The 25,648-nt window shown below is 69.7% G+C and carries 29 protein-coding genes and 1 riboswitch; of the genes, 13 read left to right on the top strand and 16 right to left on the bottom strand.

Going from position 1 to position 25,648, the window contains the following annotated elements; translation table 11 throughout:
• Positions 1-91: 91 nt before the first annotated feature.
• The 3 genes from G6N34_RS02035 to pdxH form a co-directional block, all read right to left on the bottom strand.
• The gene (locus G6N34_RS02035) at positions 92-667 is read right to left on the bottom strand and encodes a TetR family transcriptional regulator (protein WP_234813069.1); all 576 of its coding nucleotides are present in this window, start codon (positions 665-667) and stop codon (positions 92-94) included.
• A gap of 130 nt (positions 668-797) precedes the next feature.
• A complete protein-coding gene (locus tag G6N34_RS02030) occupies positions 798-2,099 on the bottom strand; it encodes an MFS transporter (RefSeq protein WP_085155355.1) in 1,302 nt (433 codons plus the stop codon).
• On the bottom strand, positions 2,096-2,734 hold the full coding sequence (gene pdxH / locus G6N34_RS02025; RefSeq protein ID WP_085155357.1) for a pyridoxamine 5'-phosphate oxidase: 639 nt from the start codon (positions 2,732-2,734) through the stop codon (positions 2,096-2,098). The genes G6N34_RS02030 and pdxH overlap by 4 nt, the downstream gene beginning before the upstream one ends.
• A 100-nt stretch (positions 2,735-2,834) precedes the next feature.
• Between pdxH and G6N34_RS02020 the strand changes: the two genes are divergently transcribed.
• From G6N34_RS02020 to G6N34_RS02010, 3 genes are all read left to right on the top strand, one after another.
• A complete protein-coding gene (locus G6N34_RS02020) occupies positions 2,835-3,956 on the top strand; it encodes a citrate synthase 2 (RefSeq protein WP_085155359.1) in 1,122 nt (373 codons plus the stop codon).
• On the top strand, positions 3,953-4,570 hold the full coding sequence (locus G6N34_RS02015; protein ID WP_085155361.1) for a maleylpyruvate isomerase N-terminal domain-containing protein: 618 nt from the start codon (positions 3,953-3,955) through the stop codon (positions 4,568-4,570). The genes G6N34_RS02020 and G6N34_RS02015 overlap by 4 nt, the downstream gene beginning before the upstream one ends.
• A gap of 68 nt (positions 4,571-4,638) precedes the next feature.
• On the top strand, positions 4,639-5,094 hold the full coding sequence (locus G6N34_RS02010) for a VOC family protein (protein ID WP_085155363.1): 456 nt from the start codon (positions 4,639-4,641) through the stop codon (positions 5,092-5,094).
• A gap of 134 nt (positions 5,095-5,228) precedes the next feature.
• On the opposite strand, the gene G6N34_RS02005 is transcribed toward G6N34_RS02010, so the two are convergent.
• The gene (locus tag G6N34_RS02005; protein ID WP_085155365.1) at positions 5,229-6,920 is read right to left on the bottom strand and encodes a 4Fe-4S binding protein; all 1,692 of its coding nucleotides are present in this window, start codon (positions 6,918-6,920) and stop codon (positions 5,229-5,231) included.
• Positions 6,921-6,932: 12 nt separating this feature from the next.
• Positions 6,933-8,000: an AurF N-oxygenase family protein gene (locus G6N34_RS02000; RefSeq protein WP_085155367.1), complete on the bottom strand. Its 1,068-nt coding sequence runs from the start codon at positions 7,998-8,000 to the stop codon at positions 6,933-6,935.
• A 187-nt stretch (positions 8,001-8,187) separates the two neighbouring features.
• Here G6N34_RS02000 and serC point away from each other — a divergent pair, with 187 nt between their 5' ends.
• Both serC and sepH read left to right on the top strand, forming a co-directional pair.
• Entirely contained in the window at positions 8,188-9,306 is a 1,119-nt protein-coding gene (gene serC / locus G6N34_RS01995; protein ID WP_085155369.1) for a phosphoserine transaminase, read from the top strand.
• A 115-nt stretch (positions 9,307-9,421) separates the two neighbouring features.
• Positions 9,422-10,252: a septation protein SepH gene (gene sepH / locus G6N34_RS01990; protein ID WP_085155371.1), complete on the top strand. Its 831-nt coding sequence runs from the start codon at positions 9,422-9,424 to the stop codon at positions 10,250-10,252.
• Positions 10,253-10,265: 13 nt separating this feature from the next.
• Here sepH and G6N34_RS01985 read toward each other — a convergent pair whose 3' ends face one another.
• From G6N34_RS01985 to G6N34_RS01975, 3 genes are read right to left on the bottom strand one after another with little or no spacing between them, the layout of a single operon-like run.
• Positions 10,266-10,556 (bottom strand): DUF2537 domain-containing protein, encoded by a 291-nt coding sequence (locus G6N34_RS01985; protein WP_179965715.1) that lies wholly within the window; start codon positions 10,554-10,556, stop codon positions 10,266-10,268.
• A 10-nt stretch (positions 10,557-10,566) separates the two neighbouring features.
• Entirely contained in the window at positions 10,567-11,385 is an 819-nt protein-coding gene (locus tag G6N34_RS01980) for a TrmH family RNA methyltransferase (protein WP_085155373.1), read from the bottom strand.
• Positions 11,382-11,813, bottom strand: a complete 432-nt coding sequence (locus tag G6N34_RS01975) for an Rv0880 family HTH-type transcriptional regulator (protein WP_085155375.1) — start codon at positions 11,811-11,813, stop codon at positions 11,382-11,384. The genes G6N34_RS01980 and G6N34_RS01975 overlap by 4 nt, the downstream gene beginning before the upstream one ends.
• An 87-nt stretch (positions 11,814-11,900) precedes the next feature.
• On the opposite strand from G6N34_RS01975, the gene G6N34_RS01970 reads away from it, so the two are divergent.
• On the top strand, positions 11,901-12,182 hold the full coding sequence (locus G6N34_RS01970; protein ID WP_085155377.1) for a DUF2530 domain-containing protein: 282 nt from the start codon (positions 11,901-11,903) through the stop codon (positions 12,180-12,182).
• Here the strand turns inward: G6N34_RS01970 and G6N34_RS01965 are convergent.
• Positions 12,179-13,273, bottom strand: a complete 1,095-nt coding sequence (locus G6N34_RS01965; protein ID WP_085155379.1) for a DUF3027 domain-containing protein — start codon at positions 13,271-13,273, stop codon at positions 12,179-12,181. The genes G6N34_RS01970 and G6N34_RS01965 overlap by 4 nt on opposite strands.
• Positions 13,274-13,361: 88 nt before the next feature.
• On the opposite strand from G6N34_RS01965, the gene G6N34_RS01960 reads away from it, so the two are divergent.
• Together G6N34_RS01960 and G6N34_RS01955 are read left to right on the top strand one after the other, a co-directional pair.
• Positions 13,362-15,047 carry an MFS transporter gene (locus G6N34_RS01960; RefSeq protein ID WP_085155381.1) on the top strand — a complete coding sequence of 562 codons (1,686 nt, stop codon included), beginning with the start codon at positions 13,362-13,364 and terminating at the stop codon, positions 15,045-15,047.
• Positions 15,044-15,550, top strand: coding sequence for a DUF2771 domain-containing protein (locus G6N34_RS01955; protein ID WP_085155383.1), 507 nt, complete (start codon positions 15,044-15,046; stop codon positions 15,548-15,550). Before G6N34_RS01960 ends, G6N34_RS01955 begins: the two co-directional genes overlap by 4 nt.
• Here the strand turns inward: G6N34_RS01955 and G6N34_RS01950 are convergent.
• The 3 genes from G6N34_RS01950 to G6N34_RS01940 form a co-directional block, all read right to left on the bottom strand.
• Positions 15,547-16,317: a deoxyribonuclease IV gene (locus G6N34_RS01950; protein WP_085155385.1), complete on the bottom strand. Its 771-nt coding sequence runs from the start codon at positions 16,315-16,317 to the stop codon at positions 15,547-15,549. The two genes, G6N34_RS01955 and G6N34_RS01950, sit on opposite strands and share 4 nt — an antisense overlap.
• A 75-nt stretch (positions 16,318-16,392) precedes the next feature.
• On the bottom strand, positions 16,393-17,424 hold the full coding sequence (locus tag G6N34_RS01945) for a glutathione S-transferase family protein (RefSeq protein WP_085155387.1): 1,032 nt from the start codon (positions 17,422-17,424) through the stop codon (positions 16,393-16,395).
• A gap of 28 nt (positions 17,425-17,452) precedes the next feature.
• Positions 17,453-17,866, bottom strand: a complete 414-nt coding sequence (locus G6N34_RS01940; protein ID WP_085155389.1) for a cold-shock protein — start codon at positions 17,864-17,866, stop codon at positions 17,453-17,455.
• Positions 17,867-18,031: 165 nt separating this feature from the next.
• On the opposite strand from G6N34_RS01940, the gene G6N34_RS01935 reads away from it, so the two are divergent.
• The 4 genes from G6N34_RS01935 to G6N34_RS01920 all read left to right on the top strand — a co-directional run bounded on the left by G6N34_RS01935 (position 18,032) and on the right by G6N34_RS01920 (position 21,673).
• The gene (locus G6N34_RS01935; RefSeq protein ID WP_085155391.1) at positions 18,032-18,439 is read left to right on the top strand and encodes a YccF domain-containing protein; all 408 of its coding nucleotides are present in this window, start codon (positions 18,032-18,034) and stop codon (positions 18,437-18,439) included.
• Positions 18,436-19,488: a GTP 3',8-cyclase MoaA gene (moaA, locus tag G6N34_RS01930; protein ID WP_085155393.1), complete on the top strand. Its 1,053-nt coding sequence runs from the start codon at positions 18,436-18,438 to the stop codon at positions 19,486-19,488. The genes G6N34_RS01935 and moaA overlap by 4 nt, the downstream gene beginning before the upstream one ends.
• 1 nt (position 19,489) lies before the next feature.
• Entirely contained in the window at positions 19,490-19,759 is a 270-nt protein-coding gene (locus G6N34_RS01925; RefSeq protein WP_085155395.1) for a MoaD/ThiS family protein, read from the top strand.
• A gap of 220 nt (positions 19,760-19,979) precedes the next feature.
• Positions 19,980-20,203: riboswitch (cyclic di-AMP (ydaO/yuaA leader) on the top strand.
• 9 nt (positions 20,204-20,212) lie between these two features.
• Positions 20,213-21,673, top strand: a complete 1,461-nt coding sequence (locus G6N34_RS01920; protein ID WP_163645291.1) for a transglycosylase family protein — start codon at positions 20,213-20,215, stop codon at positions 21,671-21,673.
• A 65-nt stretch (positions 21,674-21,738) separates the two neighbouring features.
• Here the strand turns inward: G6N34_RS01920 and G6N34_RS01915 are convergent, their stop codons facing one another.
• From G6N34_RS01915 to G6N34_RS27690, 4 genes are read right to left on the bottom strand one after another with little or no spacing between them, the layout of a single operon-like run.
• Positions 21,739-22,164 (bottom strand): molybdenum cofactor biosynthesis protein MoaE, encoded by a 426-nt coding sequence (locus G6N34_RS01915; protein WP_085150235.1) that lies wholly within the window; start codon positions 22,162-22,164, stop codon positions 21,739-21,741.
• Positions 22,161-22,640: a MogA/MoaB family molybdenum cofactor biosynthesis protein gene (locus G6N34_RS01910; protein ID WP_085150233.1), complete on the bottom strand. Its 480-nt coding sequence runs from the start codon at positions 22,638-22,640 to the stop codon at positions 22,161-22,163. Before G6N34_RS01910 ends, G6N34_RS01915 begins: the two co-directional genes overlap by 4 nt.
• On the bottom strand, positions 22,637-23,122 hold the full coding sequence (gene moaC, locus G6N34_RS01905) for a cyclic pyranopterin monophosphate synthase MoaC (protein ID WP_264016544.1): 486 nt from the start codon (positions 23,120-23,122) through the stop codon (positions 22,637-22,639). The genes G6N34_RS01910 and moaC overlap by 4 nt, the downstream gene beginning before the upstream one ends.
• Positions 23,123-23,124: 2 nt before the next feature.
• On the bottom strand, positions 23,125-23,328 hold the full coding sequence (locus G6N34_RS27690) for a hypothetical protein (protein ID WP_276061203.1): 204 nt from the start codon (positions 23,326-23,328) through the stop codon (positions 23,125-23,127).
• Positions 23,329-23,384: 56 nt separating this feature from the next.
• On the opposite strand from G6N34_RS27690, the gene G6N34_RS01895 reads away from it, so the two are divergent.
• Entirely contained in the window at positions 23,385-25,646 is a 2,262-nt protein-coding gene (locus G6N34_RS01895) for a helicase-associated domain-containing protein (protein ID WP_085150243.1), read from the top strand.
• Positions 25,647-25,648: the final 2 nt, after the last annotated feature.

The following is a 25,648-nucleotide window of genomic DNA, read 5'->3' as shown; positions in this document are numbered from 1 at the left end:
CTGTACCTAGGAAAGGTAGTCGCTGCGCTGACGCTACGCCTGCGGGGGGTTGCTCTCGACCCCGGAATGACCGTTCGGCGGGCGCCGCGAGTCAGTTCCGCGGCAGTTCCGCGGTCAACTCGGTGAACTCGGCGAACGTCCCCGAGATGCGCTCGACCATCAGCTCGGGCCCCAGTTCCTGCCCGTCGCGGTCGTCGACGAGGTCTCCGCAGGCCGTGAGGATGATCGACGCCCAGACCGTCATCACCAGGTGCAGACGACGATCCTCGATGCTGACACCGAGCCGCTTTGCCATGACGAACGCGGTCGCCTGCGGCCGGAAATCGGCGGCGGCGGCCTTGAGGCCGGGTGTCGAGTTGACGATGCGCAGCATCAGCACGATGCGCTCCGACGTCAGGCCCTCGACGTCGCCGGACGGCACGGTGTTCAGCACGCCGATGTGTGCGCGTTTGAGCGCCTCCAGCGCGGGCACGTCGGCGGGAATCCGGTCGAGCTCGTCGGACACGGCCTGTACGAAATCCTCGAGCAGCGTCATGACGACGGCGTCCTTGGTGGCGAAGTACCGGCTGAAGGTGCGCGGCGACACGTCCGCCGCGGCCGCGATCTGCTCGACGGTGGTGTTGCCGTAGCCCTGCTCAAGGCACAGCCGAACGGCAGCGTCGATCAATGTCGCGCGCGTTCGTTGTTTCTTTCGTTCCCGAAGCCCAAGACTGCCAGCGGCGTTCCCCACACGCTGCATGCTAGAGGCGCCGGCGCCGCGATGGCTGCAAAGTGCCGCGATGGGCATTTCGCAGCCGTCATATTTTGTCGGTCTCCGGCGTTTGGCGTGGCAGTCCCACACTGACGCGGTAGCGGATGAAGGCCGGGACCGCGAGCGAGGCGACCACCAAGCCGATCACGACCAGCGCGCCGCCCCCGGCCGCCGCCGCGGCCGTGCCGACGGCCACCGCCGCCGAACCGTGCAGCACGTCGGCGACGCGGGGTCCCCCGGCCACCACGACGAGGAAGACACCCTGCAGGCGGCCCCGGAGTTCGTCGGAGGCGGCCTGCTGCAGGATCGTCGACCGGAACGCCGCCGACACCATGTCGGCCGCACCACCGACCGCCAGGAAGACGATCGCGACCATCAGGAGTGCGCCGGCCTGTCCCCCGGCCAGTCCGCATGCCAGGCCGAACCCGATCATCGCGACGCCCCAGACGACGATCGACACCACCACCGCGAGCCCCTGCCGTCGCACTCGGGGGAGCCAACCCGAGAAGACGCCGCCCGCCACGGCACCGATCGACATCGCTGCGGCCAGCAGCGCCATCGTTGTGCCGCCGTCGACCGGACCGCCGAAGCTCTCATGGGCGATCTGCGGGAACAGCGCCCGCGGCATGCCGAAGATCATCGCGATGAGGTCGACCACGAACGACATCAGCACGACGGTGTTGCCGGCCAGGTACCGGAAGCCCTCCCACACCGCGCCGAAACCCCAGCGGGACCCGCCCTCGGCCGTCTCCGTCGGCGGCATGGACGTCAGCCGCCATGTCGCCCAAATCGGCGCCAGGCACGTGATCGCATCGACGAGATAGAGCGTCGACAGGTCCACCCACGCCAGCATCAGTCCGGCAAGCAGCGGACCCACGATGGCGCCGAACTGCGTCACCGTCATGTTCAGCGAGTTGGCCGCGGCCAACTGCTCGTCCGGAACCATCCGGGGAATGGCGGCGGCCCGCGTGGGTGAGTTGATCGCGTAGAACGCCTGCTGAACCGCCAGCAGGCACAGCACAAGCCACACGTTGTCCAGCCCCAGCGCGGCCTGCAGCCACAGCAGCACCGAAGCACCCGCCAGCCCGCAGGACGCGATGATCAGCAGCACGCGCTTGTCCATCGCGTCGGCCCACGCACCGCCCCACAGCCCGAACACGATCAGCGGCACCAACGCGAACGCACCGGCCAGCCCGACGTACGCCGAGTTCTCGGTCAGCACGTACAGCTGCACCGGGACCGCGAAGATCGTCAGGTTCGCGCCGATCACGGTCGGAACCCCGGCCCACCACAGCCGACGGAAGTCGGGCTGTTTCAGGGGTGTGGTGTCGGCGAAGAATCGCCTCACGGTTGCAGGCGCTGCACGCGCCCGCCCGTGATCCTGATCCGGTTGTGAATCCGGTTCTCCCGGCCCTGCCAGAACTCGACCACCTCAGGTGCGATGCGGTAGCCACCCCAGTGCGGCGGCACGGGCACCTCGGCGTCGTCGGCGAACCGTGCGGTGACGTCGGCCAACTGGCTCAGCAGCGCGGCACGGGACTCGATGGGCTGCGACTGCGCCGACGCCCACGCGCCCAGTTGAGACCCGCGTGGCCGTTTCGACCAGTAGTCGGCCGTCTCCTCGGCGCTCACCTTGGTGACGGCCCCGCGGACATGGATCTGCCGCCCCAGCTGGTACCAGGGGAACGTCGCAGACGCGTACGGCGTGACCGCCAGGTCGGCGCCCTTGGCGGAGTCGTAGTTGGTGAAGAAGCTGATCCCGGTCTCGTCCACGCCCTTGCACAACACCGTGCGGGTGACGGGCCTTCCCTCGTGCACCGTGGCCACCACCATCGCGTTGGGTTCGGCCACACCCGCCCCCTGGGCCTCGGCGAGCCAGGTGCGCAGAAGCTCCAGCCAGCCGGTTGCCGGGTCGGGGCCGAGCCAGTCGGTGTCCAGGTCGACGCTGCCGTCCTTTTCCACCGAGCCGTACTCCACACGCATCGACGTCAGAAGCCCATCCCACGATTCAGACACCGCCTTAAGCTACGCCCGAACCCCCATTGCCCGCTGCTGCGGTGGACCCTGGTGCGAGAATCAGCACATGACTACGGTGCCTGAGGATTTCGTCCCCGGACTGGAGGGCGTCGTCGCATTCGAGACCGAGATCGCCGAACCCGACAAAGACGGCGGTGCACTTCGATACCGCGGTGTCGACATCGAGGATCTGGTCGCTGACCGCGTCACGTTCGGCGACGTGTGGGCGCTCCTGGTCGACGGCGCTTTCGGTCGTAGCCTGACCCCCGCCGAACCGTTCCCGCTGCCCATCCACTCCGGTGACGTCCGCGTCGACGTCCAGGCCGGCCTGGCGATGCTGGCCCCGATCTGGGGATACGCGCCGCTGCTCGACATCGACGACGCCACCGCACGCGACCAGTTGGCCCGGGCCTCGGTGATGGCCCTGTCCTATGTGGCGCAGTCGGCGCGCGGCATCCACCACCCCGCCGTCCCGCAGCGGGTGATCGATGAATGTCGCACCGTGACTGCGCGATTCATGACCCGATGGCAGGGCGAACCGGACCCGCGGCACGTCGAGGCCATCGACGCGTACTGGGTGACGGCCGCCGAGCACGGGATGAACGCCTCGACGTTCACCGCGCGCGTGATCGCGTCGACGGGCGCGGATGTCGCCGCGGCCCTGTCCGGCGCTGTGGGCGCCATGAGCGGCCCCCTGCACGGCGGCGCGCCCGCCCGTGTGCTGCCGATGATCGAAGAGGTCGAGCGCACCGACGACGCGCGTGCCGTCGTCAAGGGCATCCTGGACCGCAACGAGAAGCTGATGGGATTCGGGCACCGGGTCTACCGTGCCGAGGACCCTCGTGCCCGCGTGCTGCGCGCGACGGCCAAGCGGTTGGGCGCACCGCGCTACGAGGTGGCGGCCGCCTTGGAGCAGGCCGCACTGACCGAACTGCGAGAGCGCAGGCCCGACCGGGCGATCGAGACCAATGTCGAGTTCTGGGCCGCGGTCATCCTTGATTTCGCCGGGGTGCCTCCGAAGATGATGCCCGCGATGTTCACCTGTGGCCGCACCGCCGGATGGTGCGCCCACATCCTCGAGCAGAAACGCCTGGGCCGACTCGTCCGTCCCGCGGCCGTCTACGTCGGTCCGGCGCCGCGGCGTCCGCAGGACGTCGAGGGCTGGGACACCGTCGGCAGCGCCCGGTGACGGCCCCACCGGCCGAGGTGTTCGCCTCCGCGGCACATGCTTTCGCACAGTTGGTGCGACGCGTCCCCGACTCCGCCTGGACCGGCCCCGGACTGGGCGACTGGGATCTGCGGTCGCTGGTCGGGCACACGTCGCGCTCGCTGATCACGGTGAGCGAATACCTGAAGACGCGCGCCGACCACGAGGACATCGCGGATGCTGCGGGCTACTACGTCCACGTCCGGGCCGCGTCGGCCAGTATGGACCCGGCGCAGATCGTCGAACGCGGCAGGCAGGCTGGGCAGGTCCTTGGCGCGGATCCGGTGGCCACCATCGACGCCCTGGTTGAGCAGGCCCTGAACGACATCGACGCGGCCGGCGACCCGCTGATCACGGTGATCGGCGGGGTGGGTATCCGGCTGAGCAGTTATCTGCCGACCCGAGTCTTCGAGATGGCTGTGCACGGGCTGGACATCGCCGAGGCCGCCCGCGTCGAGTTCGCCCCGCCCGCGGAGGTGCTGGCGGCGGCGACGGCGTTGGCTGCGCAGATCGCGGTGGCGCTCGGGGACGGCCCGACGGTGCTGCGGTCGCTCACGGGGCGCTCGGCGCTGCCGCCGCGATACTCGGTGGTCTGAGCGCGATGAGTTCTGCGGCCGTGTCCGGTCCATACCGGTGACATCCGCACTCATCTGAGGAGATCGCCATGGCCATCGACAACACCCCCATGCTGGTGCCACACCTCGTCGTCGAGGACGCCGCAGCCGCCATCGACTTCTACGCCCACGCGTTCGGCGCCACCGAGGAGATCAGGCTGCTGCATCCCGAAGGCAAGATCATCCACGCCTGCGTGCGGATCAACGGCGCCCCGGTGTTCCTCAACGACGACTTCCCGGAGTACAACGACGGCAAGTCCTCGACCCCGAGCGCGCTCGGCGGAGCGTCGGTGACGATCCACCTGCACGGCCCGGACGTCGACGCCCGGTTCAAGCGGGCCGTCGAGGCCGGCGCGACCGTGGTCGCCCCGTTGGAGGATCAGTTCTGGGGTGATCGGTACGGCGTCCTGCGTGACCCGTTCGGACACCAGTGGTCGCTGGCCGAGTCCGTCCGCGAGGTCGACTACGGCGCGATGGCCGAGGATATGGCGCAGCAGGCGCGGTGATCACCTCCGAGTACATCTCCGCAGCGTTCGCGCATCCGATCCGGGTCAGCGTCGACGACGGTCGGTGGGTGGCGCGCGCCTGACTCACCGCCGAGCGCGCAGCCACGTACGGTTGCCAGCCCGCGGAGCGTACGTCAGTGCCCGCTGGCGGTCAGCGTGCTCAGGATGCGCTGCCGAATCGTCGGTTTGGGCGCAGATCGGGCCGCGGCGAGCATGTCGGGCACCGCGGTGAACTTGTCCCGGGGTCGCAGGCCCCCACCCCGCGCGACCTCGGCGGCGTCGATGGCCCGCCAGCCCGCGGCGTCGACCACGTCGGGTTGACGCGCGGCGACGAGTTTGGCGAGTTCCCCGTTGCGCCGCACCGGATCTCGCAACAGACCGGCGTTGTAGTCGGTCACCAACTGCTGCACGGTCTGCAGCGCACAGGACTTGTTGGTGCCGATGAACCCCGTCGGCCCGCGCTTGATCCACCCCGCGACGTAGGCGCCGACGACCGGTCGCCCGGTCTCGGGGGCGACGACCCGGCCGCCGTCGTTGGGCACCACCGCGGCGGTGTCGTCGAACGGGAGATCGCGGATCGGCGTGCCGCGGTAGCCGATCGACGTCAGCACCAGGCCCGCATCGATACGGCGGGTCTGTTCTGTGTCGGTGACGGTGAACTCCACACCGGTGGCGCGCTGCTCACCGTCGATCCGCGACGGCGTCAGCTGGTAAGCCAGCCGGATGCGCGGGCGCGTGGCGGGCCCGTCGGCGCTGCCGAGTTTGGCCAACACCTCAAGCTTGTTGCGGGTCAACGCATCCTGGTCGCGGGCCAGATCCCGCTGCACGAGTTCGTGGTCGGACGCGTCGAGGACCACCTCGGACTTGGCCGTGAGCCCGATGAGTTCGGGGAGTGTGAACGCCGACTGTGCCGGACCTCGTCGCGCCGCGATGACCACCTCGCGGACGTTGGAGGCGCGCAGTGCGGCGAGCGCGTGGTCGGAGATGTCGGTCTTCGCCAGCTCGTCGGGGTCAGCCGTGAGCACCCGCGCCACGTCGAGTGCGACGTTGCCGTTGCCGATCAGGATCACGCGCTCATGGCTCAGGTCGACGGGCAGGTCGGTGAAGTCGGGGTGTCCGTTGATCCACGCCACCATCTCGGTGGCCGTGCCCACGCCGGGCAGGTCGGCACCGGCGATGTCGAGGCGACGGTCGTTCGGCGTGCCGACGGCGTAGAGCACGGCGTGGTGATGCTCGAGCAGTTCGGCGTGCGACAGGTGCGCGCCGACCTCGACGTTGAGGAAGAAGGTGAACCTCTTGTGCGCGGCGATCCGGTCGAACAACCGGGTCACCCGCTTGGTGCTCTGGTGGTCGGGCGCCACGCCCGCACGCACCAGGCCGTAGGGCGTCGGCAGCTTCTCGAAGACGTTGACCCGCACCCCGGGCTGGGTCAGCAGTTCGTCCGCCGCGTACATCGCGGCCGGCCCCGACCCGACGACCGCCACGGTCAGCGGCGTGTCACCGCGGCGGACTTCCACCGCGGGCAACACCGTGGCGAGCTTGGAGGTCGGCGGCACCTTCTCCCCCGGACGTCGCTCGGGATAGAAGGCCGCGTTGAGTTCGACGAACGGAAGCTGTTCGGGGGCCAACTGCGTCTCCGGTGCGATCGCGCCCACCGGGCAGGCGCTGACGCAGGCGCCGCAGTCAACGCACGCCGCGGGATCGATGTAGAGCATCTCGGCCGTGGCGAACCCCGGCTCATCCGGGGTGGGGTGGATGCAGTTCACCGGGCACGCGAAGACGCAGGACCCGTCGCTGCAGCACGACTGGGTGATGACGTGAGGCATCGGCGCTCCGGGCTAGGCGGGAATCGTCTCGGCGACCCGCGCGACGGCCTCGGGCGCGGCCGACGGCAGGTGCGCACGCTGCGGTTCGCTGCGGTAGCGCGACGGCGCCCCGTCGATCCTGCAGATCCGCCAGATCAGCTTGGCCGCCGGATTCATCAGGCCGGTGTCGTGGCACAGCATGCGCACGTCCGCGAACACATCGGACAGCATCTGCCGCGACTCGGGCGAACGGAAGAAGACTTCACGCTTGACCGACTTCGGGATGTCGAATTCCTTCCAGAAGCTGCGCGGCGGCTTCAGGATCGCCGAGCACAGCACTCGCATGATGATCGGTACGTGCAGGGACAGCCAGATCCGCTTGCGCGCCCGCATGCCGGGCACCCGCTTGCGCAGGTACTCATGAGCGAACGAGATGTGCCGCGCCTCCTCGGCGACGTGGATGGCCATCACGCGTTCCATGATCGGATGCAGTGAGCGGCCCTCGCGGAGCACGGCCTTCTGGGTGTGGTCGATGGGTTCCTCACCGGCCAGCACACCGAAGAAGAACATGATCGGCACCGGTCCGGCGGCCAGCGGGATCAACGCCGCGAGCCACTTCAGCATGCGCGGCATACCCGGCACGTCGGCGCCGATCCGGTTGACCATCTCCTGGAACATCATCGTGTGGTTGCACTCTTCGACCGATTCGTGCAGGCAGTAGCGGTACTCCGGGGAGCCGTTGGGCACCCAGAACGCGTAGTTCATCAGACCGCGGATGAGGATCGACTCGAAATGCAGACCGACCTTGGCGACGTTGGCCTGACGCCACATGCCGATCGCGATCTGTTTGTCGAGCGGTTGCGCCTGGTACCAGGGGTGCCGGCCCAGCGGGTCGGTTCCCGGCAGCACCCAGCGCGGGTCGTCGGGGATGACCGCGAACTCGGGCGAATCCCAGTCGATGTCGGTGTATGGATTGAAGTTCCGCCGCACCGACCCCTCGGACAGGGTGGTGAGCATGTCGACGTAGGCCTTGTCGTCGCCGACTTCCATGTTGCGCCGCCAGCGTCGGATCGTCTTCGTGCGGGCTTGCGTACGTGCCATCGTGAAAGCCTCCCTAGAGGTTTACATCCGTACGTCTGATGTCCAACCACGGTACCGCAGGTATCGCACAGATTCCATACCCGGTTTCCTGGCGATTCAACCGGCACGGGTCAGCCGCCGAGTGGTCGCCGTCACCCCGACACAACCCGCATTCTGCCCGGATGCGCCGCTCATTACCCTTGATGGCATGGCTGACCAGCTCACGATCCCCGCCGACCTCAAGCCCACCGACGGACGCTTCGGGTGCGGCCCGTCGAAAGTCCGCCCCGAACAGGTGCAGGCACTGGTCAGCCGCGGCGCGGAACTCTTCGGCACCTCGCATCGACAGGCCCCGGTGAAGAACCTGGTCGGCCACGTCCGCGACGGCGTGCGGCAACTGTTCTCGGTGCCCGACGGCTATGAGGTCATCCTGGGCAACGGCGGGTCCACCGCGTTCTGGGACGCCGCGGCGTTCGGCCTGGTCGAATCGAAGTCGCTGCACCTCACCTACGGCGAGTTCAGTGCGAAGTTCGCCTCCGCGGTCGCCAAGAACCCGTTCGTCGGCGACCCGATCGTCGTCAAGGCCGACGCGGGCAGCGCCCCGACGCCGCAGTCCGACCCGTCGGTGGACGTGATCGCCTGGGCCCACAACGAGACCTCGACCGGCGTCGCGGTGCCCGTCACCCGCCCCGAGGGCTCCGACGGCAAGCTCGTCGTCATCGACGCCACCTCGGGCGCCGGCGGCCTGCCGGTCGACATCAACGACGTCGACACCTACTACTTCGCGCCGCAGAAGAACTTCGCCAGCGACGGCGGCCTGTGGTTCGCGGTCATGTCGCCGGCCGCGCTGGCCCGCGTCGAGGCGATCGCCGCGTCGGGCCGGTGGGTTCCGGAGTTCCTGTCCCTGCCGATCGCGGTCGACAACAGCCTCAAGAACCAGACCTACAACACGCCCGCGATCGCGACGCTGGTGCTGATGGACGAGCAGTTGAACTGGCTCAACGGCAACGGCGGCCTGGACTGGGCCGTCAAGCGCACCGCCGACTCCGCATCGCGCCTCTACGCCTGGGCCGAGGCCTCGTCGTTCGCGACGCCGTTCGTCGCCGATCCGGCACTGCGCTCGCAGGTCGTCGGCACGATCGACTTCAACGACGACGTCGACGCCGCCGCGGTGGCAAAGATCCTGCGCGCCAACGGCATCGTCGACACCGAGCCGTACCGCAAGCTGGGCCGCAACCAGCTTCGCGTGGCGATGTTCCCGGCCGTCGATCCCGAGGACGTCACGGCGCTGACCACGTGCATCGACTGGGTCGTCGAACGCCTCTGACACCACTGCCGTAATCCGTTCGTTATCCGGCCAGCGTGTCACCCCATAATCGGGTGCCCGCTGCAGTAGGGTCCGCTTGAGGCGGGCCTGGCACGGTGGCCCCAAGGAGGTCGACATGCGGGATCTGAAGGTGGTCGGACTCGACGTCGACGGCAGACACATCATCTGCGAGGACGACGTCACAGGGCGCACCGAGAAGTTCCGCCTGCGGGTCGACGAGCGTCTTCGTGCGGCTGTCCGCGGCGACGCCGCCAGCGCGGGACAGACGGAGATCGAACTCGAGGTCAGAAGCGTGCTGCGTCCCAAGGAGATTCAGGCCCGCATCCGTGCGGGTGCGTCCGTCGAACAGCTCGCCGAGTACTCGGGGGCGGACCCGTCGCGCATCGAGCGCTTCGCCCACCCCGTGCTCTTGGAGCGGTCCCGTGCCGCCGAGTTGGCCACCGCGGCCCACCCGGTGCTCTCGGACGGGCCCGCGGTGCTGACCCTGCTGGAGTCGGTGACCATGGCCCTGGTGTCCCGGGGGCTCAACCCCGACGCCACGACCTGGGACGCCTGGCGCAACGAGGACGGCCGCTGGACCGTGCAGTTGGCCTGGCAGGCCGGCCGGTCCGACAACGTCGCGCACTTCTGGTTCGCGCCGGGTGCGCACGGCGGCACCGTCACACCCGTCGACGACGCGGCCCACGAACTGGTGGACCCCAGGGTCGCCCGACCGCTGCGCCCGCTGGCGCCGGTGGCCCAACTGGACTTCGACGAGCCCACCGCACCCGTCGCACACACTCCGGCACCGGCGGCACACACCCCGGCGCCCGCTCCGCAGGCCGAACCCGCACCCGCGCCCGCACCCGCCCCGAAGAAGCGTCAGGCCCGCGCCAAGCGCGCCAAGCCCGAGGTGCCGGGCTGGGAGGACGTCCTGCTCGGCGTGCGCTCCAGCGGCGACCGCTGAGCGGTCGCTGACCTCAGGCCAGACCGGATGAGGCCATAGCGAGCAGCACGACCCACCCGCCCGCGACCCCGACGCCGGAACCCAACACGAACCACCGAGCCACCGGCAGGCGACGCCACCCCCAGACCGTCGGCGCCAGACCGCCCACCGCGACGAGGTTCAGGCCCACCGCGAGCAGCGGATGCACGCGGATCAGCCCGAGGCCCAACACCACGATCAACGCACCGACGACCGCGGCCGTGAACGCGGCCACGGTGAGCCCAGTGCCCCACGGCGTCGGCTCCGACTCTCTGCGCAACGTCACGGCTACGAATCTAGCCGTTGTCCCTGGCCCGCTCGTAGAACGCCAACGCGGCGGCCGTGGCGACGTTGAGGGAGTCCGTGCCGCGTGACATCGGGATGCGCACGCGCGCGTCGCTGGCCCGCATGACGGTCTCGGTCAGCCCCGGCCCCTCGGCCCCGACCATGAACGCCACGCGATGGTCGCGCCGGACGTCCAGTGCCTCCGCCAACGTCAGCGCCCGCGGATCCGGTGTCATGGCGATGATCTCGAAACCGTTGTCGCGCAGAATATTCAGATCCTGCGGCCAGTTCTGCGCCCGAGCGAAGGGCACCAGCAGCGCGTGGCCCATCGAGACGCGCACCGCGCGACGGTACAAGGGGTCCGCGCATCCGGCACCGAAGATCACCGCGTCGACCGCGAGTCCCGCAGCGTTGCGGAAGATCGAACCGAGGTTCTCGTGGTCGTTGACGCCCTCGAGCACGGCGATCGTGCGGGCACCGTCGATGACCTCTTCAAGCGTCAGCATCTCTGGCCGACGCGCGGCGGCCAACACCCCGCGATTCAGGTGGAACCCGATCACGTCGGCCATCACCTCCGCGCTCGCGCGGTAGTACGGCGCGGCCACGCCGTCGAGGTCAGCGGAGAGTTCCGCCAGTCGGCGCTCGGTGCCCAGCATCGCGTGCGGGGTGAACCGGGAGGCGAGCATGCGCTGCACCACCAACACACCTTCGGCGATCACCAGGCCGCGACCGCTGGGCAGGTCTGGTCGACGGTCCACCGAGTTCAGGTCGCGGAAGTCGTCCAACCGCGGGTCGTGAGGATCATCGACGTCAATGACGTTGGCGGTCACGCGCTTTCGTCGACAAGCGCCGACATCAGATCAGCCGCGCGAAGCAGTGTCGCGCGCTCGTCGGGATTCAGAGTCGCGAGCCTGCGCTGCAGCCACTCCTGACTGGCGCGCCGCTCGGCTTCGAGCAGACCGACGCCGGCGTCGGAGGCCGACACCAGCACCTGCCGGCCGTCGACGGGGTGCGGCGTGCGCACCACCAGTCCCATGTCCCCGAGCGCGGCGATCACGCGAGTCATCGACGGCGGCCGCACACGTTCCCGAATCGCCAAGGCGCCGGGCGTCATAGCGCCCTCTTTCTGCAGCGTCGCGAGTGCAGAAAGCTGCGACAGCGACACCGGCGAGTCGGGACGACGGAACCGCAATTGCCTCGACAGCCGGATCACGGCAAGCGAGAGGTCACCGGCGAGCCGACTCTCCACGTCTTTCACACAGTGAACAATACGACAGCACTGTTTACCCAGGGGCCAATTAGACGACTGTCTACCCCACTGATCCAGGTCGACTACCGTGGTGGTGTGCCCGCAGACGCCCCGGAACCGGACCAGCGAGGCCCTGCACCCGAACCGCCGGCGCTTCCTCGGGCCTGGCTCGAACCGTGGCCCGTGATCGCCGTCGGGGCACTGCTGTGGCTCCTCGCGACGATCGCAGCGTTCACCGTCGCAGACCTGGAGACCTGGCGGCCGGTGTGTATCGCGGGGCTGGGGACCGGGGTGGTCGGAACGTCAATCTTCCTCTGGCAGCGCAGCGCCGCGCGGCGCGGTGCCCGCGGCGCCCAGACCGGACTCGACGGCTTCTAGTCCTCGGCGGGTGCTTCGGCCGTCTCCGTAGCAGGTTCCTCGGCGGCAGGCTCTTCGGCCGTGACCTCTTCGGCCTTCGGCTCTTCTGCAGCGGCGTCTTCCGCGACCGGCTCTTCGGCAGGCTCTTCCGTGGCTTCTTGAGCCACCGATCCCTCGGCGGCGGGCTCGTCCGCGACCGGCTCCTCGGCAGCTTGTTCCACGACCAACACTTCGGCAGCGGTTTCCTCGGCGAGCGGTTCCTCGGTCACGTCCTCAGCCTCGGGCGCTTCGGCAGCCGCCTGCGGCACCGGATTGGCCGCGACGTCGAGCACACCGTCGTCGTACGGATCGAACAGGGGCGAACCCGCACCGGCCGGGGCCGGGGTGTCCGAATGCGCGCCACAGCCGTAGCCGAAGTCGACCACGTGACCGTCGGCCGCCATCGCGTTGCCGCAGACACCGAACATCGTGCCCAGCGAACCGGCCAGCGGCAGCAGGAAACCGCAGTCGCGGCAGGCCCGCTTGGTGGAGCGCGCCATCGCCGACTCCGGACCGAAGTCACTGTCATGCCAGCGCTGCGCGGCGTCGTCCCGACCCCACGCGCTCATGACCTGACGGCGGCCGATACCGAGTTCCGCGGCGACCCGGTTCTCGTCGGGATCACCGTTGAGCATGAAGCCGGGCACCAGGCGCGGGTCCTCGGCGGGCGGCGCCAGGAGATCGCCGGGGCTGAGGTCGCCGGGCCTGACCCGCTGCTCCCACGGCACCCACTCGGGCGCCAGCAGCGCCGTCGGACCCGGAACCAACACGACCTCGCTGACGGTGGCGTGCGACGCCCCGGGATAGGCCGCGACGACCACCGCCCACTGCCATCCGCGGTAACCGGTCAGTTCGGCCAGGAACCGATGCGTGGCCGACGTGGAGTCCTCGTGACTGGCGCCGAGATACTCGCCGACCGAGCCAGCGCTCAACTCCTCGACAGCGGCACGAGCCAGATCGACGGCTCCCAGAAGGAGCGCCGAGAGCTCATCGGGCACGTCGGTGCCGGCCTGACTCACGGTTGCTGGGGACTCGTCAGTCGGCTGTTCGGTGTAATCGGTGGCGCTTTCCATCGGTGTCAATACTGCCTCAGCTCAGAAGCGACAGCCACACCGGTCACCTGAGCGCGCCGGTGCGCGGGTATAGGGAAGAATTGTCGTCGTGTCCGGGCGCCGTCGAGATGAACCCAGTGAGTGGTCGTCACGCCCGACCCCGCAGTCTCGTCGCCCGGGTACGAGAGAGCACCCTGGCATGGCCAACTACCCGCCGGATCCCGGCGCCAGCGCCAACCGCTACCTGCCTCCCCTGAACAACGACCGCAGGTCCGACCGCGACGTTCCGCCACCCCAGGACGGCCGCGTCGGCGGGGACGCCGAGGCGGGCACCCGCATCACCGTCACCCGTGCCGCGGCGATGCGCAGTCGCGAGATGGGGTCCCGGATCTACGGCCTGGTACACCGGGCCGCCACCGCCGACGGCGCCGACAAGTCCGGACTCACCGCGCTGACGTGGCCCGTGATGGCCAACTTCGCCGTCGATGCCGCGATGGGTGTCGCACTGGCCAACACCCTGTTCTTCGCGGCCGCCACGGCCGAGAGCAAGAGCAAGGTCGCGCTGTACCTGTTGATCACCATCGCACCCTTCGCGGTGATCGCACCCCTGATCGGCCCGGCGCTGGACCGCCTTCAGCACGGCCGACGGGTCGCGCTCGCGTCCTCGTTCGGGCTGCGCACAGTGTTGGCCATCGTCCTGATCGCCAACTACGACGGCGCCACCGGCAGCTTCCCGTCCTGGGTGCTCTACCCGTGTGCCCTGGGAATGATGGTGCTGTCCAAGTCCTTCTCGGTGCTGCGCAGCGCGGTGACCCCGCGCGTCATGCCGCCGTCCATCGACCTTGTTCGCGTCAACTCCCGGCTCACGGTGTTCGGCCTGCTCGGCGGAACCATCGCGGGCGGCGGGATCGCGGCGGGCGTCGAGTACGCGATGACCCGGCTCTTTGGACTGCCGGGGGCGTTGTTCGTGATCATCGCGGTGACGCTGGCCGGCGCCTGGCTTTCGATGCAGATCCCACGCTGGGTCGAGGTGACGGCGGGTGAGGTGCCGACCACGCTGAGTTACCACGACGCGTCCGACTCCGACACCCTGCGCCGGCGGCACGACCACGACACCGGCCGGAAGGCCGCCCCCCGACAGCCTCTGGGGCGCAACATCATCACGTCGCTGTGGGGAAACTGCACCATCAAGGCGATGGTCGGGTTCCTGTTCCTCTACCCCGCGTTCGTGGCCAAGTCGCACGACGCCAGTGGCCTGGAACAGTTGGCCATCCTCGGCCTGATCGGCGTGGCCGCCGCCGTCGGCAACTTCGCGGGCAACTTCACCGCGGCCCGCCTGAAGCTGGGCCGCCCCTCGGTGCTGGTGGTGCGCTGCGCGCTGGCCGTGACGACGGTCGCGCTGGCGACCGCGCTGACCGGCAACCTGTTCGTGGCGGCGTTCGCCACTCTGGTCACCTCGGGATCGAGCGCGATCGCCAAGGCCTCCCTGGATGCGTCCCTGCAGGACGATCTGCCCGAGAAGTCGCGAGCCTCGGCATTCGGCCGCTCGGAGTCGCTGCTGCAGTTGGCCTGGGTGTTCGGCGGCGCGATCGGCGTGCTGGTCTACACCGAACTGTGGGTGGGGTTCACCGCGATCACCGCCCTACTGATCCCCGGCCTGGCTCAGACGGTGCTGAGCTTCCACGGCCAGTCCTTGATTCCCGGCCTCGGTGGCAACCGCCCCGTGATGGTCGAGCAGGAGGGGCCACGCACCCGTGACCCCCATCCCCGATCCCAGGCGGTGACGCGCGAGTGAAAAGAACTGTGGCGGTGGTCAGCAGCCTGGCCGTCGTGCTGGCCTCGGCCGGGGCCGGTGTCGGCGCGTGGGCGCTGGCCCGCGGCGGCGGCCATGAGCTGCCTGAGATCAGCGTCTACTCACATGGCGAGCTGGTCCGGGTCAAGCCGTACCGGTACTGCAATCCGTTGAACCTCAACGACTGTGACCCCGGCACCGAACTGGGTGAGCTCCCGGTCGACCACCGGAACCCCGTGCAGTTGTCGGTCCCGTCGGCCATCGGGAAGGCGCCGTGGTGGTTGACGCTGGCCTACGAGGACGGCGAGCAGTCGCTGCAGGTCATGACCGGTGACCGCCTTGCGGTCACCGTCCCGACCGTCGACCCGCAGCACGGTCGGCTCTTCGGCATGGCCGTGGAGTTACCGACGCTGGTCGTGGTGGACGGCGAGGAGATGCCGGCCTCGCACGCCGAATGGTCGGTGCGCACCGTCTGGGAGCAGCGCCAACCGAAGGCCGCCGACTAAGCCAGGCTCCTCCGCAGGAACTCCAGGTCGGCGACGTGGCCGTCGGACGGGGTTTCGATGATCACGTCGCATCCGGCGTCGCGGCACACCGCGGCGATCAGATCCGAGTCGAAGGTGCCCGCATCGAAGTTGGCGTGCCGGTCGGCTCCCGAGTCGAACCCGTCGCGAGAGTTGTTGGCGTGCACCAGGTCGATGCGACCCGTGATGGCCTTGACCCGGTCGACGATGTCGGCCAACTCCTCGCCGCCGGCCCACGCGTGGCACGTGTCCAGGACGAAACCGGGGCCGTACTGCCCCACCGCATCCCACAGCATCGCCAACCGGTCGAAGCGGCGGGCCATCGCGTTGTCGCCGCCCGCGGTGTTCTCGATCAGGATCGGCAGCGGGAAGCCGCCCTGCTCCTCAGCGCGCTCGAACAGCTTGCGCCAGTTCTCGATTCCCGTCGCCGGATCGTCCTTGGCGGTGACGTGACCGCCGTGCACCACCAGGCCCTTGGCGCCGATGGCGGCCGCGGCGTCGGCATGCTGGTGCAGGATCTTGCGACTGGGGATCCGGATGCGGTTGTTGGTCGAGGCGACGTTGATGACGTACGGCGAGTGGATGTAGATCGCCACATCGCTGGCGCGGAGTGCGTCGGCGTGGGGGTGCTCGACGGGTTTCTTCCAGCCCTGCGGATCGCCGAGGAAGAACTGGACGGCCTCGGCCCCGTCGGCCTCGGCGTGGGCCAACGGATCCGCGGAGTCGACGTGTGCACCTAACAGAGCCATGCGTCCAGGCTACTTTCCGCCCCGACCGCGCTGACGGCGGCGGGCACCCGCACCTTCCCGCCCAGGGTGGGCGTCTCAGCGCAGAAGTTCAGCCGGGACCCGCTCCCCCTCGCGCGTCGGCCCGGGCGGGGTGCCGTCACCGAAGGGCCTGCCGCCCAACACTTCCCGGCCGTGGGGGGTGAGCCAGTTCGCGAGATCCGGCCCCTTCGGCACGATCTGGCTGGGATTGATGTCCGAATGCACGATGTAGTAGTGCGCCTTGATCTGCTCGAAGTCGACGGTATCGCCGAAGCCCGGCGTCTGGAACAGGTCGCGGGCATACGCCCACAGCACGGGCATCTCCGCGAGCTTCTGCCGATTGCACTTGAAGTGGCCGTGGTAGACGGGGTCGAACCGGGCCAGGGTGGTGAACAGCCGCACATCGGCCTCGGTGATGGTGTCGCCGACGAGGTAGCGCTGGGTCGACAACCGCTCGGAGACCGAGTCCAACGCGGTGAACAACCGGTCGAACGCGGCCTCGTAGGCGGCCTGGCTGCCGGCGAACCCGCACCGGTACACACCGTTGTTGACCTCGGTGTAGATCCGCTTGGCCACCTCGTCGATCTCGGCCCGCAGCGGCTCGGGGTACAGCTGCGGTGCACCGGGCCGGTGGTGCGCCGACCACTGCGTGGACAGATCCAGCGTGATCTGCGCGAAGTCGTTGGTGACGACCTGCCCCGTCGGGACGTCGACGATGGCCGGCACCGTGATGCCCTTCGGGTAGTCCGGGAACCGCTTGAGGTAGGCGTCCCGCAGGCGCGGGATGCCCAGCACCGGATCCACGCCGCCGGGATCGAGGTCGAAGGTCCAGCTGCGCTGGTCATGCGTCGGCCCGCAGAACCCTATGGACAGAACATCTTCGAGGCCCAGCAGCCGTCGCACGATGATCGCGCGGTTGGCCCACGGGCACGCCCTGGCCACGATCAGCCGATAGCGTCCGGCCTCAACCGGGTAGCCGTCGCGACCGTCGGCCGTGATCCGGGTGGTGATGTAGTCGGTGTCGCGGGTGAACTCGCCGCCCGTGGCGACGTAGGACGCGCCCGCAGGGGCATCAGACGGAGAGGCCATGCACTACAGCATGCCCGCCCCGCGGGGGTCAGGCGTCGAGTTCGCGCGCGACGGCCTTGACCACCTCGGACACCCGGCGGGCGACCTTGCGATCGGGGTAGCGGCCCTTGCGCAGCTCGGGCTGGACCGTCCCCTCCAGGAGGGTGATCATGTCCTCGACCATGCCGTGCAGTTCGTCGGGGGTGTGCTTGTGCTCGGCCGGGCCCGCGGACTCGCGGCGGGTGCGCGTCAGGCTGGGCGGCGGGTCAATGAGCTTCAGGCTCAGCGCCTGTGGGCCGCGCCGTCCGGCGGCGACACCGAACTCGACCTTCTGCCCCGCCTTGAGACCCTCGACCCCAGCGGGCAGCGCAGATGAGCGGACGTAGACGTCCTCCCCATCCTCCTGAGACAGGAAGCCGAAACCCTTCTCGGTGTCATACCACTTCACCCTGCCGGTAGGCACTGGTCTCTCACCTGCTTGTCCTACGGGTCGGCGAGGCCGACCTATCCAATACAAAACGAAGCGCCCCGCCTGCGCAGGGCGCGTAGTCAGGTTGATCCTACTCGGGCGGCCCCCGCGCCAGCATCCCAGTTCTCTGGGTAGTCTGGCGATACCCCTGGAGGTGACATGCGGCTGGTTCTCAACATCATCTGGTTGGTCTTCGGCGGCCTCTGGCTGGCGCTTGGTTACCTGCTGGCCGCGGTGATCTGCTTCGTCCTCATCGTCACCATCCCCTTCGGCTTCGCGGCGCTGAGGATCGCGTCGTACGCGTTGTGGCCCTTCGGCCGCACCATCGTCGACAAGCCCGGCACCCGTCCGGGAGCACTGGTCGGCAACGTCATCTGGATCATCCTGTTCGGCTGGTGGCTCGCGCTCGGCCACCTGGTGAGCGCCGTGGCCATGGCCGTGACGATCATCGGAATCCCGCTGGCGCTGGCCGATCTGAAGATGATCCCGATCTCGCTGGTTCCGTTGGGCAAGGACATCGTCCCGGTGGACTCGGCCCGCCAGGATCGGATCGGACTGCCGACATGACCGTGACGGCCCTCGGCCTGCCGACCGTGTCCCGCGTGACCAGTCCGGCCCCCGCGGCCGGCCCGTTGGTCGACACATTCGGGCGCATCGCCACCGACCTTCGGGTGTCGCTGACGGACCGCTGCAATCTGCGCTGCACCTACTGCATGCCCGCCGAGGGGCTGGACTGGCTGCCCGGCGAGGAGTTGTTGTCCCCCGCCGAACTGATCCGACTGCTGCGCATCGCGGTGACCCGACTGGGCATCACCAACGTCCGCTTCACCGGCGGCGAACCCCTGGTGGTCAAGCACCTGGAGGAGGTGGTGGCGGCCACCGCGGCACTGCGACCGCGCCCAGAGATCGCGCTGACCACCAATGGCCTGGGCCTGGCACGGCGCGCGCAGGCGCTCGTCGACGCGGGCCTGAACCGGGTGAACGTCTCGCTCGACACCGTCGACGCGGCGCGCTTCGCGGCGATCACCCGACGGGACCGTCTCGATGACGTCATCGACGGCTTGGCCGCGGCGCAGCGCGCCGGCCTGGGCCCGATCAAGGTCAACGCCGTGCTCGATCCGGCGACCGGCCGCGAGGACGTCGTCGACCTGCTGACGTTCTGCCTTGAGCACGGGTATCAGTTACGTGTGATCGAGCAGATGCCGCTGGACGCCGAGCATCACTGGCGCCGGGATCAGGTGCTGACGGCCGACGACATCCTGTCCACACTCCGCGGACACTTCACGCTGACGCCGGATACGGCGCCCCGCGGGTCGGCGCCGGCCCAACTGTGGCGGGTCAACGGCGGCGACGCGACCGTCGGCGTCATCGCTTCGGTGACCAAGGCGTTCTGCGCAGCCTGCGACCGCACCCGGTTGACCGCCGACGGCCAGGTGCGCAACTGCCTGTTCGCCACGTCGGAGACCGATCTGCGCGCGCTGCTGCGCCGTGGGGCCGACGACGCCGAGATCGAGGCGTCCTGGCGGCAGACCATGTGGCAGAAAGCCGCAGGCCACGGCATCAACGACCCGGACTTTGTGCAACCGAACCGCCCGATGAGCGCGATCGGCGGATGAGATGACCGACACTCACCTCGGCGTGACCGTGACGGTGCGGTATTTTGCGGCCGCCAGTGCCGCCGCCGGCGTCGAGCAGGAGGTGCTCAGCACACCCCCCGGCACCACCGTGGCCGAGGTGGTCGAGCGTCTGGGCGCACGCAACCCTGATCTGGCTCGGGTGCTGCAGCGCTGCTCGTATTTGCGAGACGGCATGGCTGTGCGCGATTTGAGCAGCTCACTGCACTCGGGAGAGACCCTCGACGTGTTACCGCCGTTCGCCGGCGGATGATAGTGATTTATATCACATAACGAACGGGTAACGGAATGGCCCGTGTCCAGAGGTGTCAAAACTGACCTGGGAGAACAGCGAAGTCTCTTGGGCATTTAGAGCCCTCTTAAGGTTTGCCACCTGCGGAAACGCCGTTCCACGCAAAAGGTGACGGCAGGCCCCATACCCGTTACCGTCGTTTCTCAAGCCAGCCGAGCTTTACCCAGCGGCAGGCCTTCCTCTTCCTATCGCGCCGAGCTCCATCCGTTGGGCAGAGGATCCGACCACCACCACGGATGGAGGCGGGGGACCCAACCGGTCCACCGAATCGGACCTGGAGTCGCACGCGACTCCTTGGGGTGAAGCCGACATCGCATTCCGGACCACCGGATCGCGGAGCCGGCCGGGCAACCTCTCCAGCCCGAACCCGACAGCTGACCTCGCAGGCGCATGACGAGAGGACTTCACCGACTTATGAGTGGACGGCATCGCAAGCCCACCCAATCGAGTAAGAACGTCGCGAAGATCGCCTTCACCGGCGCTGTGATCGGGGGCAGCGGTCTTGCCCTCGCCGGCCAGGCTGGCGCCGCCACCGACGGCGAATGGGACACCGTGGCCCGCTGCGAGTCCGGCGGCAACTGGGCGATCAACACCGGCAACGGCTACCAGGGCGGCCTGCAGTTCGCCCCCGGCACGTGGAAGGGCCACGGCGGCGGCGAGTTCGCCCCGTCCGCCCACCTGGCCACCAAGGACCAGCAGATCGCCATCGCTGAGCGTGTTCTGGCCAGCCAGGGCAAGGGTGCGTGGCCGGTCTGCGGCCGCGGCCTGTCCTCCGCCACCCCGCGCAACGTGGTCGCCGAGCCTGCGGCGCTGGACGCACCGATCGACGCCGAGGGCGTCACCGGTCAGCCTGTCGCGTTCGAGGCACCCGCCCCCGAGGGCCCGCCGCCCGCGCCTGAGGTTCTGCCCCCGGCCCCCGAGGCTCCCCCGGTCGACGTGCTTCCCCCGGCACCCGAGGCACTGCCGCCCGCCCCCGAGGCTCCCCCGGTCGACGTGCTTCCCCCGGCACCCGAGGCACTGCCCCCGGCGCCCGAGGCTCCCCCGGTCGACGTGCTTCCCCCGGCACCCGAGGCACTGCCCCCGGCGCCCGAGGCTCCCCCGGTCGACGTTGTCGAGCCGGCCCCCGAGGCTCTGCCGCCGGCCCCCGAGCCCGTGGCCGTTCCCGTCGACTTCGTACCGCCCGCGCCCGAAGAGGCGCTGCCGCCCGTCGAGCCCGTGATCCAGGACGCCTCGTTCGTCGCGCCCGCACCGGAGGCACCGGCCCCCGTCGACGCGCCTCTGCCGCCCGAGGGCGCCGTCATCGAGCAGGCCTCCCTCGAGGTGCCCGCCCCGGCCGCACCCGTGGTGGACCCGGCCGACTGGACGCCCGCCGATCCGGCCGCAGGCCCGCAGCCGCAGGTTTGGTCGCTGCACGTGCCGCTGACTCCGGCCGATCCGGCCGTGCCGGTTCCGCCCGCGCAGCCGCCGGCCCCCGTCGCCGCACCCGCGGCCGACCCGCTGGCCCCGCTCAACGACGTCCCCCTGCCCGCACCGGCGATGGACGCGGCCAATCAGCTGGTGAGCGGCCAGCTTCCGACCATTCCCGCCGAGGTCCCGCACCTGCCGAGCCCGGAGAACCTTCCGCCGGGCGCAACGGAGGTTCCCGTCGGGCCCCAGCAGGGCCCGAACGTGTCCTACCTGCGGGAACTGTGGCACGCCGTGCAGACCCAGGAGATCAGCGGCGGCGACATGCTGCTGGCCCTGGCGCAGCGGCCCATGACCTCGCAGCCGCCGGCCAATTCTCCGGTTGCGGGTCCCGCTCCGGTCGCGCCCGCGCCGGTCGCGCCCGCGCCGGTCGAGCCCGCTCCGGGCGCCCCGGTTCTGCCGCCCGCCTGAGTCTCCTCAGAAACGTCGAAGGCCGGTCTGTGAAACAGACCGGCCTTCGACGTTGTTCGGGGCTGTCAGGCCGAATTGACCCACTCTTCGGTGCCGTCGGCGAAGAACTGGTGCTTCCAGACCGGCAGGCGGGCCTTCACGGTGTCCACGAGCAGCGCGCAGGCCTCGAACGCGGCCTTGCGGTGATCGGCGGCCACGGCCGCGACCAACGCCGCGTCACCGAGTTGCAGGACCCCGATCCGATGACTCGCGGCGATCGCGCGCACACCGACTGATTCGGCGGCCACCTCGGCCAGGACATCAGCCATAGTCTGCTCGGCCAACGGATGCGCCGAATACTCCAGGCGGATCACCTCTTTGCCGCCGTCATGGTTGCGCACCACACCGGCGAAACCAACCACCGCACCCGCGGCGACGTCGGCCACCAACTGCTCGTGCTCGACGAGCAGGATGGGCTCTGCGGTCAGCGCAGCGCGCAGTACAGCGGTCATCGTGGATGGTCCTTGCCCGCGAGTTGGTCGATCGCGTGGTGGACGACGTCGGTGAGCACCGCCAGGCCGTCGCGCACGCCGCCGGGAGAGCCCGGCAGGTTGACGATCAGGGTCTGCCCCGCCACCCCGGCCAGCCCGCGCGACAGGATCGCCGTCGGCACCTTGGGAAGCCCCGAGCGCCGGATGGCCTCGGCGAGGCCGGGCAGTTCGAAGTCCAGCAGCGGCTTGGTCTGCTTGGGGGTCTCGTCGGTCGGCGAGATGCCGGTACCGCCAGAGGTGATCACCAGGTCCACTCCGTCGGCCACCGCGATGCGCAGCGCCCGTCCGACCGGATCACCGTCGGGCACCACCACGACCTCGGGGGTGCAAAAACCCTGCTGGGCAAACCATTCCGCGATCAGCGGCCCGCTGCGGTCGTCGTAGACCCCGGCAGAGGCCCGGGTGGAAGCGATGATGATTCGGCCAGTGCGGGTCACCTACGCCATTCTCCCGTACGACCGCCGACCTTGCTGAGTACCTTGACGTCGTCGATGCGGGCGGCGGGATCCACCGCCTTGATCATGTCGTACAGCGTCAACGCGGCAACGCTGACGGCGGTGAGCGCCTCCATCTCCACACCGGTCCGATCCGTCGTCCGGACCGTCGCGGTGACGAGCACGGCCGCGCCGTCGACGTCGAACTGGATGTCGACACCGGTGAGCGCCAAGTGATGACACAGCGGGATCAGGTCACTGGTGCGCTTGGCGGCCAGGATGCCGGCCACCCTCGCGGTGGCCAGCGCGTCGCCCTTGGGCAGCCCGCCAGCCGAGATCAGTTCGACGACCTCGGCGGTGGTGTGAAGCACACCCGAGGCGACGGCGGTGCGCTTGGTGACGTCTTTGTCCGAGACGTCGACCATGTGGGCCGCGCCCCGCTCGTCGAGGTGTGACAGCGGCTGGGAGTCGGAGCCCCGAACCACCGTTACCTGTTGACTACGGTGACGGGATGGACATACGGCAGGTCGTCGGACGGCAGCGGGAAGGTGATGTCGCCGAACGGCGACAGTGACCCGGTGCGGTCGGAGACGAGTTCGCTCACCGCGTGGTCGTCGGGATCGGTGGTCGGCCAGCCCGGATCGACGTAGCGGCCCTTGTTGTTCTCAGCGTTGTCAGCCACGAGAGTCATTCTGACAGGTGATGGTCGACTGGCGCGCCGCGGTGGCTGCTTTACCCTGGTCACCGATGACCGAACACTCCCCGGGCGTCCCTTTGGGCGCCTGGTTGGCGGACTCGTCGGACGAGCGGCTCGTCCGGCTGCTGGAGCTGCGGCCGGATCTGGCCCAACCGCCGCCGGGCAGCATCGCGGCGCTGGCCGCCCGCGCCCAGGCGCGCCAATCGGTCAAGGCTGCCACCGATGACCTGGACTTTCTCCGCCTGGCCGTGCTCGACGCGCTGCTCGTCCTGCACGCCGAAACCGAACCCGTGCCGGTCACCAAGCTGGTCGCGCTGATCGGCGACCGCGCGCCCGAGGGGGCCGTCCTGGCCGCGCTCGAAGACCTGCGGGACCGCGCGCTCGCGTGGGGCGACGGATCGGTGCGCGTGGCGGCCGAGGCCGCCGCGGGCCTGCCCTGGTATCCCGGCCAGGTCGTGCTGGAGGACCCCACGCTGGCGCCGGAGGACGTCAGCGCGCGCATCGCCGCGCTCGACGGGCCCCAGCGCGAACTGCTGGACCGGCTCCTCGAGGGGTCCCCGGTCGGGCGCACGCGCGATGCGGCCCCTGGCACGCCGTCGGACCGGCCGGTGCAGCGACTGCTCGCGACCGGACTGCTGCGGCAACTCGACAGCGACACCGTGATCCTGCCGCGCCAGGTCGGCCAACTGCTGCGCGGCGAACAGCCCGGTCCCTCGGCGTTCACCGCTCCACTTCCCGAGCCCACCCCGGCGTTGTCAGTCAAGGACGTCGACGCCGTGGGCGCCGGTGCGATCCTCGACCTGCTGCGCGAGGTCGAGGTGCTGATCGAGACGCTGGGCACCACCGCCATTCCCGAACTGCGCAGCGGTGGGCTCGGCATCCGCGACATGCGCCGGCTCACCAAACTCACCGGCATCGGCGAACCGCGACTGGGCCTGGTCCTGGAGATCGCCTCGGCGGCCGGGCTCATCGCCAGCGGCCTGCCCGACCCCGAACCCGAGGACGGAAGCGGCGGCCCGTACTGGGCGCCGACCGTGGCCGCCGATCGGTTCATCGAGACACCGACAGCGCTGCGATGGCAGCTGCTCGCGACCACCTGGCTCGACCTGCCTGCCCGGCCCAGCCTGATCGGGCACCGCGGACCGGACGGCAAACCCTATGCGGCGCTGTCGGATTCGTTGTACTCCACGGCGGCGCCGCTGGACCGCCGGCTGCTGCTGTCCACGCTGGCCGAGTTCAAGCCCGCAACCGCCGTCGACGCCGCCACTGCCTCGGCGGCGATGGTGTGGCGCAGGCCCCGCTGGGCGGCGCGCCTGCAGCCCGAACCCGTCGCCCAACTGCTCGAGGAGGCGCACGCGCTGGGCCTGCTGGGCCGCGGTGCGCTGACCACGCCGGCCCGGACCTTGCTGCGCCACGATCCGGAGGCGACGGCGGCCGCGATGGACAAGGTGCTGCCCGCGCCGATCGACCACTTCCTGCTGCAGGCCGATCTGACCGTCATCGTGCCCGGCCCCCTGGACCGCGACCTCGCCGATGAGTTGGGCGCCGTCGCGGCGGTCGAATCCGCAGGGGCGGCAATGGTTTACCGCATCAGCGAGGCATCGGTGCGCAATGCGCTCGACACTGGGCGTACGGCTGGCGAACTGCACGCGTTCTTCAGCAGGCACTCCAAGACCCCGGTGCCGCAGGGCCTGACGTACCTGATCGACGACGTGGCGCGCAGGCACGGCCAACTGCGGGTCGGCATGGCGTCGTCGTTCGTGCGGTGTGAGGATCCGACGCTGCTGACCCAGGCCGTCTCGTCCCCGGCCGTCGCCGCGCTCGAACTGCGCCTGCTGGCGCCCACCGTCGCGGTCAGCCAGGCTCCCATCGCCGACGTCCTGGCCGCCCTGCGGTCGGCGGGTCTGGCCCCGGCCGCCGAGGACGCCTCCGGGACCGTCGTCGACCTGCGTTCGCGGGGCGCCCGGGTGCCCGCACCCACCAGTCGGCGGTTCTTCCGTCCGCTGCCGAGTACACCCAATCGGGACAACCTGGCCGCGATCGTGGAGGTTCTGCGCCGCGTGGTGAGTTTGCCGACCGCGGCGGGCGGTCGGCTCGATCCGGCCCGAACGATCACCCTGCTCCAGCAGGCCGCGATGCAGCAGACCACGGTGCTGCTCGGATACACCGACGCTGCGGGGGTGTCCACGCAGCGCAAGGTCGCGCCGATCAACGTCCGAGGCGGTCAACTGATCGCGTTCGACTCGGCGGCCGGGCGGGTCCGCGACTTTGCTGTCCACCGTGTGACGTCGGTCGTGTCGGCCGAAGACTGAAT

Origin of the sequence: Mycolicibacterium confluentis, from assembly GCF_010729895.1 — a bacterium.
GTDB classification, from domain to species: Bacteria; Actinomycetota; Actinomycetes; order Mycobacteriales; family Mycobacteriaceae; genus Mycobacterium; species Mycobacterium confluentis.
The sequence above is the reverse complement of the archived record's forward strand: the minus strand, read 5'-3'. Positions and strand labels throughout refer to the sequence as shown.

Excerpts from the sequence above, each read along its gene's own strand:
- pdxH (WP_085155357.1), bottom strand. The coding sequence starts at position 2,734 with ATGCGTGTGGAGTACGGCTCGGTGGAAAAGGACGGCAGCGTCGACCTG.
- G6N34_RS02020 (WP_085155359.1), top strand. The coding sequence starts at position 2,835 with ATGACTACGGTGCCTGAGGATTTCGTCCCCGGACTGGAGGGCGTCGTC.
- G6N34_RS02010 (WP_085155363.1), top strand. The coding sequence starts at position 4,639 with ATGGCCATCGACAACACCCCCATGCTGGTGCCACACCTCGTCGTCGAG.
- G6N34_RS02005 (WP_085155365.1), bottom strand. The coding sequence starts at position 6,920 with ATGCCTCACGTCATCACCCAGTCGTGCTGCAGCGACGGGTCCTGCGTC.
- G6N34_RS02000 (WP_085155367.1), bottom strand. The coding sequence starts at position 8,000 with ATGGCACGTACGCAAGCCCGCACGAAGACGATCCGACGCTGGCGGCGC.
- serC (WP_085155369.1), top strand. The coding sequence starts at position 8,188 with ATGGCTGACCAGCTCACGATCCCCGCCGACCTCAAGCCCACCGACGGA.
- sepH (WP_085155371.1), top strand. The coding sequence starts at position 9,422 with ATGCGGGATCTGAAGGTGGTCGGACTCGACGTCGACGGCAGACACATC.
- G6N34_RS01965 (WP_085155379.1), bottom strand. The coding sequence starts at position 13,273 with ATGGAAAGCGCCACCGATTACACCGAACAGCCGACTGACGAGTCCCCA.
- G6N34_RS01950 (WP_085155385.1), bottom strand. The coding sequence starts at position 16,317 with ATGGCTCTGTTAGGTGCACACGTCGACTCCGCGGATCCGTTGGCCCAC.
- G6N34_RS01945 (WP_085155387.1), bottom strand. The coding sequence starts at position 17,424 with ATGGCCTCTCCGTCTGATGCCCCTGCGGGCGCGTCCTACGTCGCCACG.
- G6N34_RS01935 (WP_085155391.1), top strand. The coding sequence starts at position 18,032 with ATGCGGCTGGTTCTCAACATCATCTGGTTGGTCTTCGGCGGCCTCTGG.
- moaA (WP_085155393.1), top strand. The coding sequence starts at position 18,436 with ATGACCGTGACGGCCCTCGGCCTGCCGACCGTGTCCCGCGTGACCAGT.
- G6N34_RS01925 (WP_085155395.1), top strand. The coding sequence starts at position 19,490 with ATGACCGACACTCACCTCGGCGTGACCGTGACGGTGCGGTATTTTGCG.
- G6N34_RS01920 (WP_163645291.1), top strand. The coding sequence starts at position 20,213 with ATGAGTGGACGGCATCGCAAGCCCACCCAATCGAGTAAGAACGTCGCG.
- G6N34_RS01915 (WP_085150235.1), bottom strand. The coding sequence starts at position 22,164 with ATGACCGCTGTACTGCGCGCTGCGCTGACCGCAGAGCCCATCCTGCTC.
- G6N34_RS27690 (WP_276061203.1), bottom strand. The coding sequence starts at position 23,328 with ATGACTCTCGTGGCTGACAACGCTGAGAACAACAAGGGCCGCTACGTC.
- G6N34_RS01895 (WP_085150243.1), top strand. The coding sequence starts at position 23,385 with ATGACCGAACACTCCCCGGGCGTCCCTTTGGGCGCCTGGTTGGCGGAC.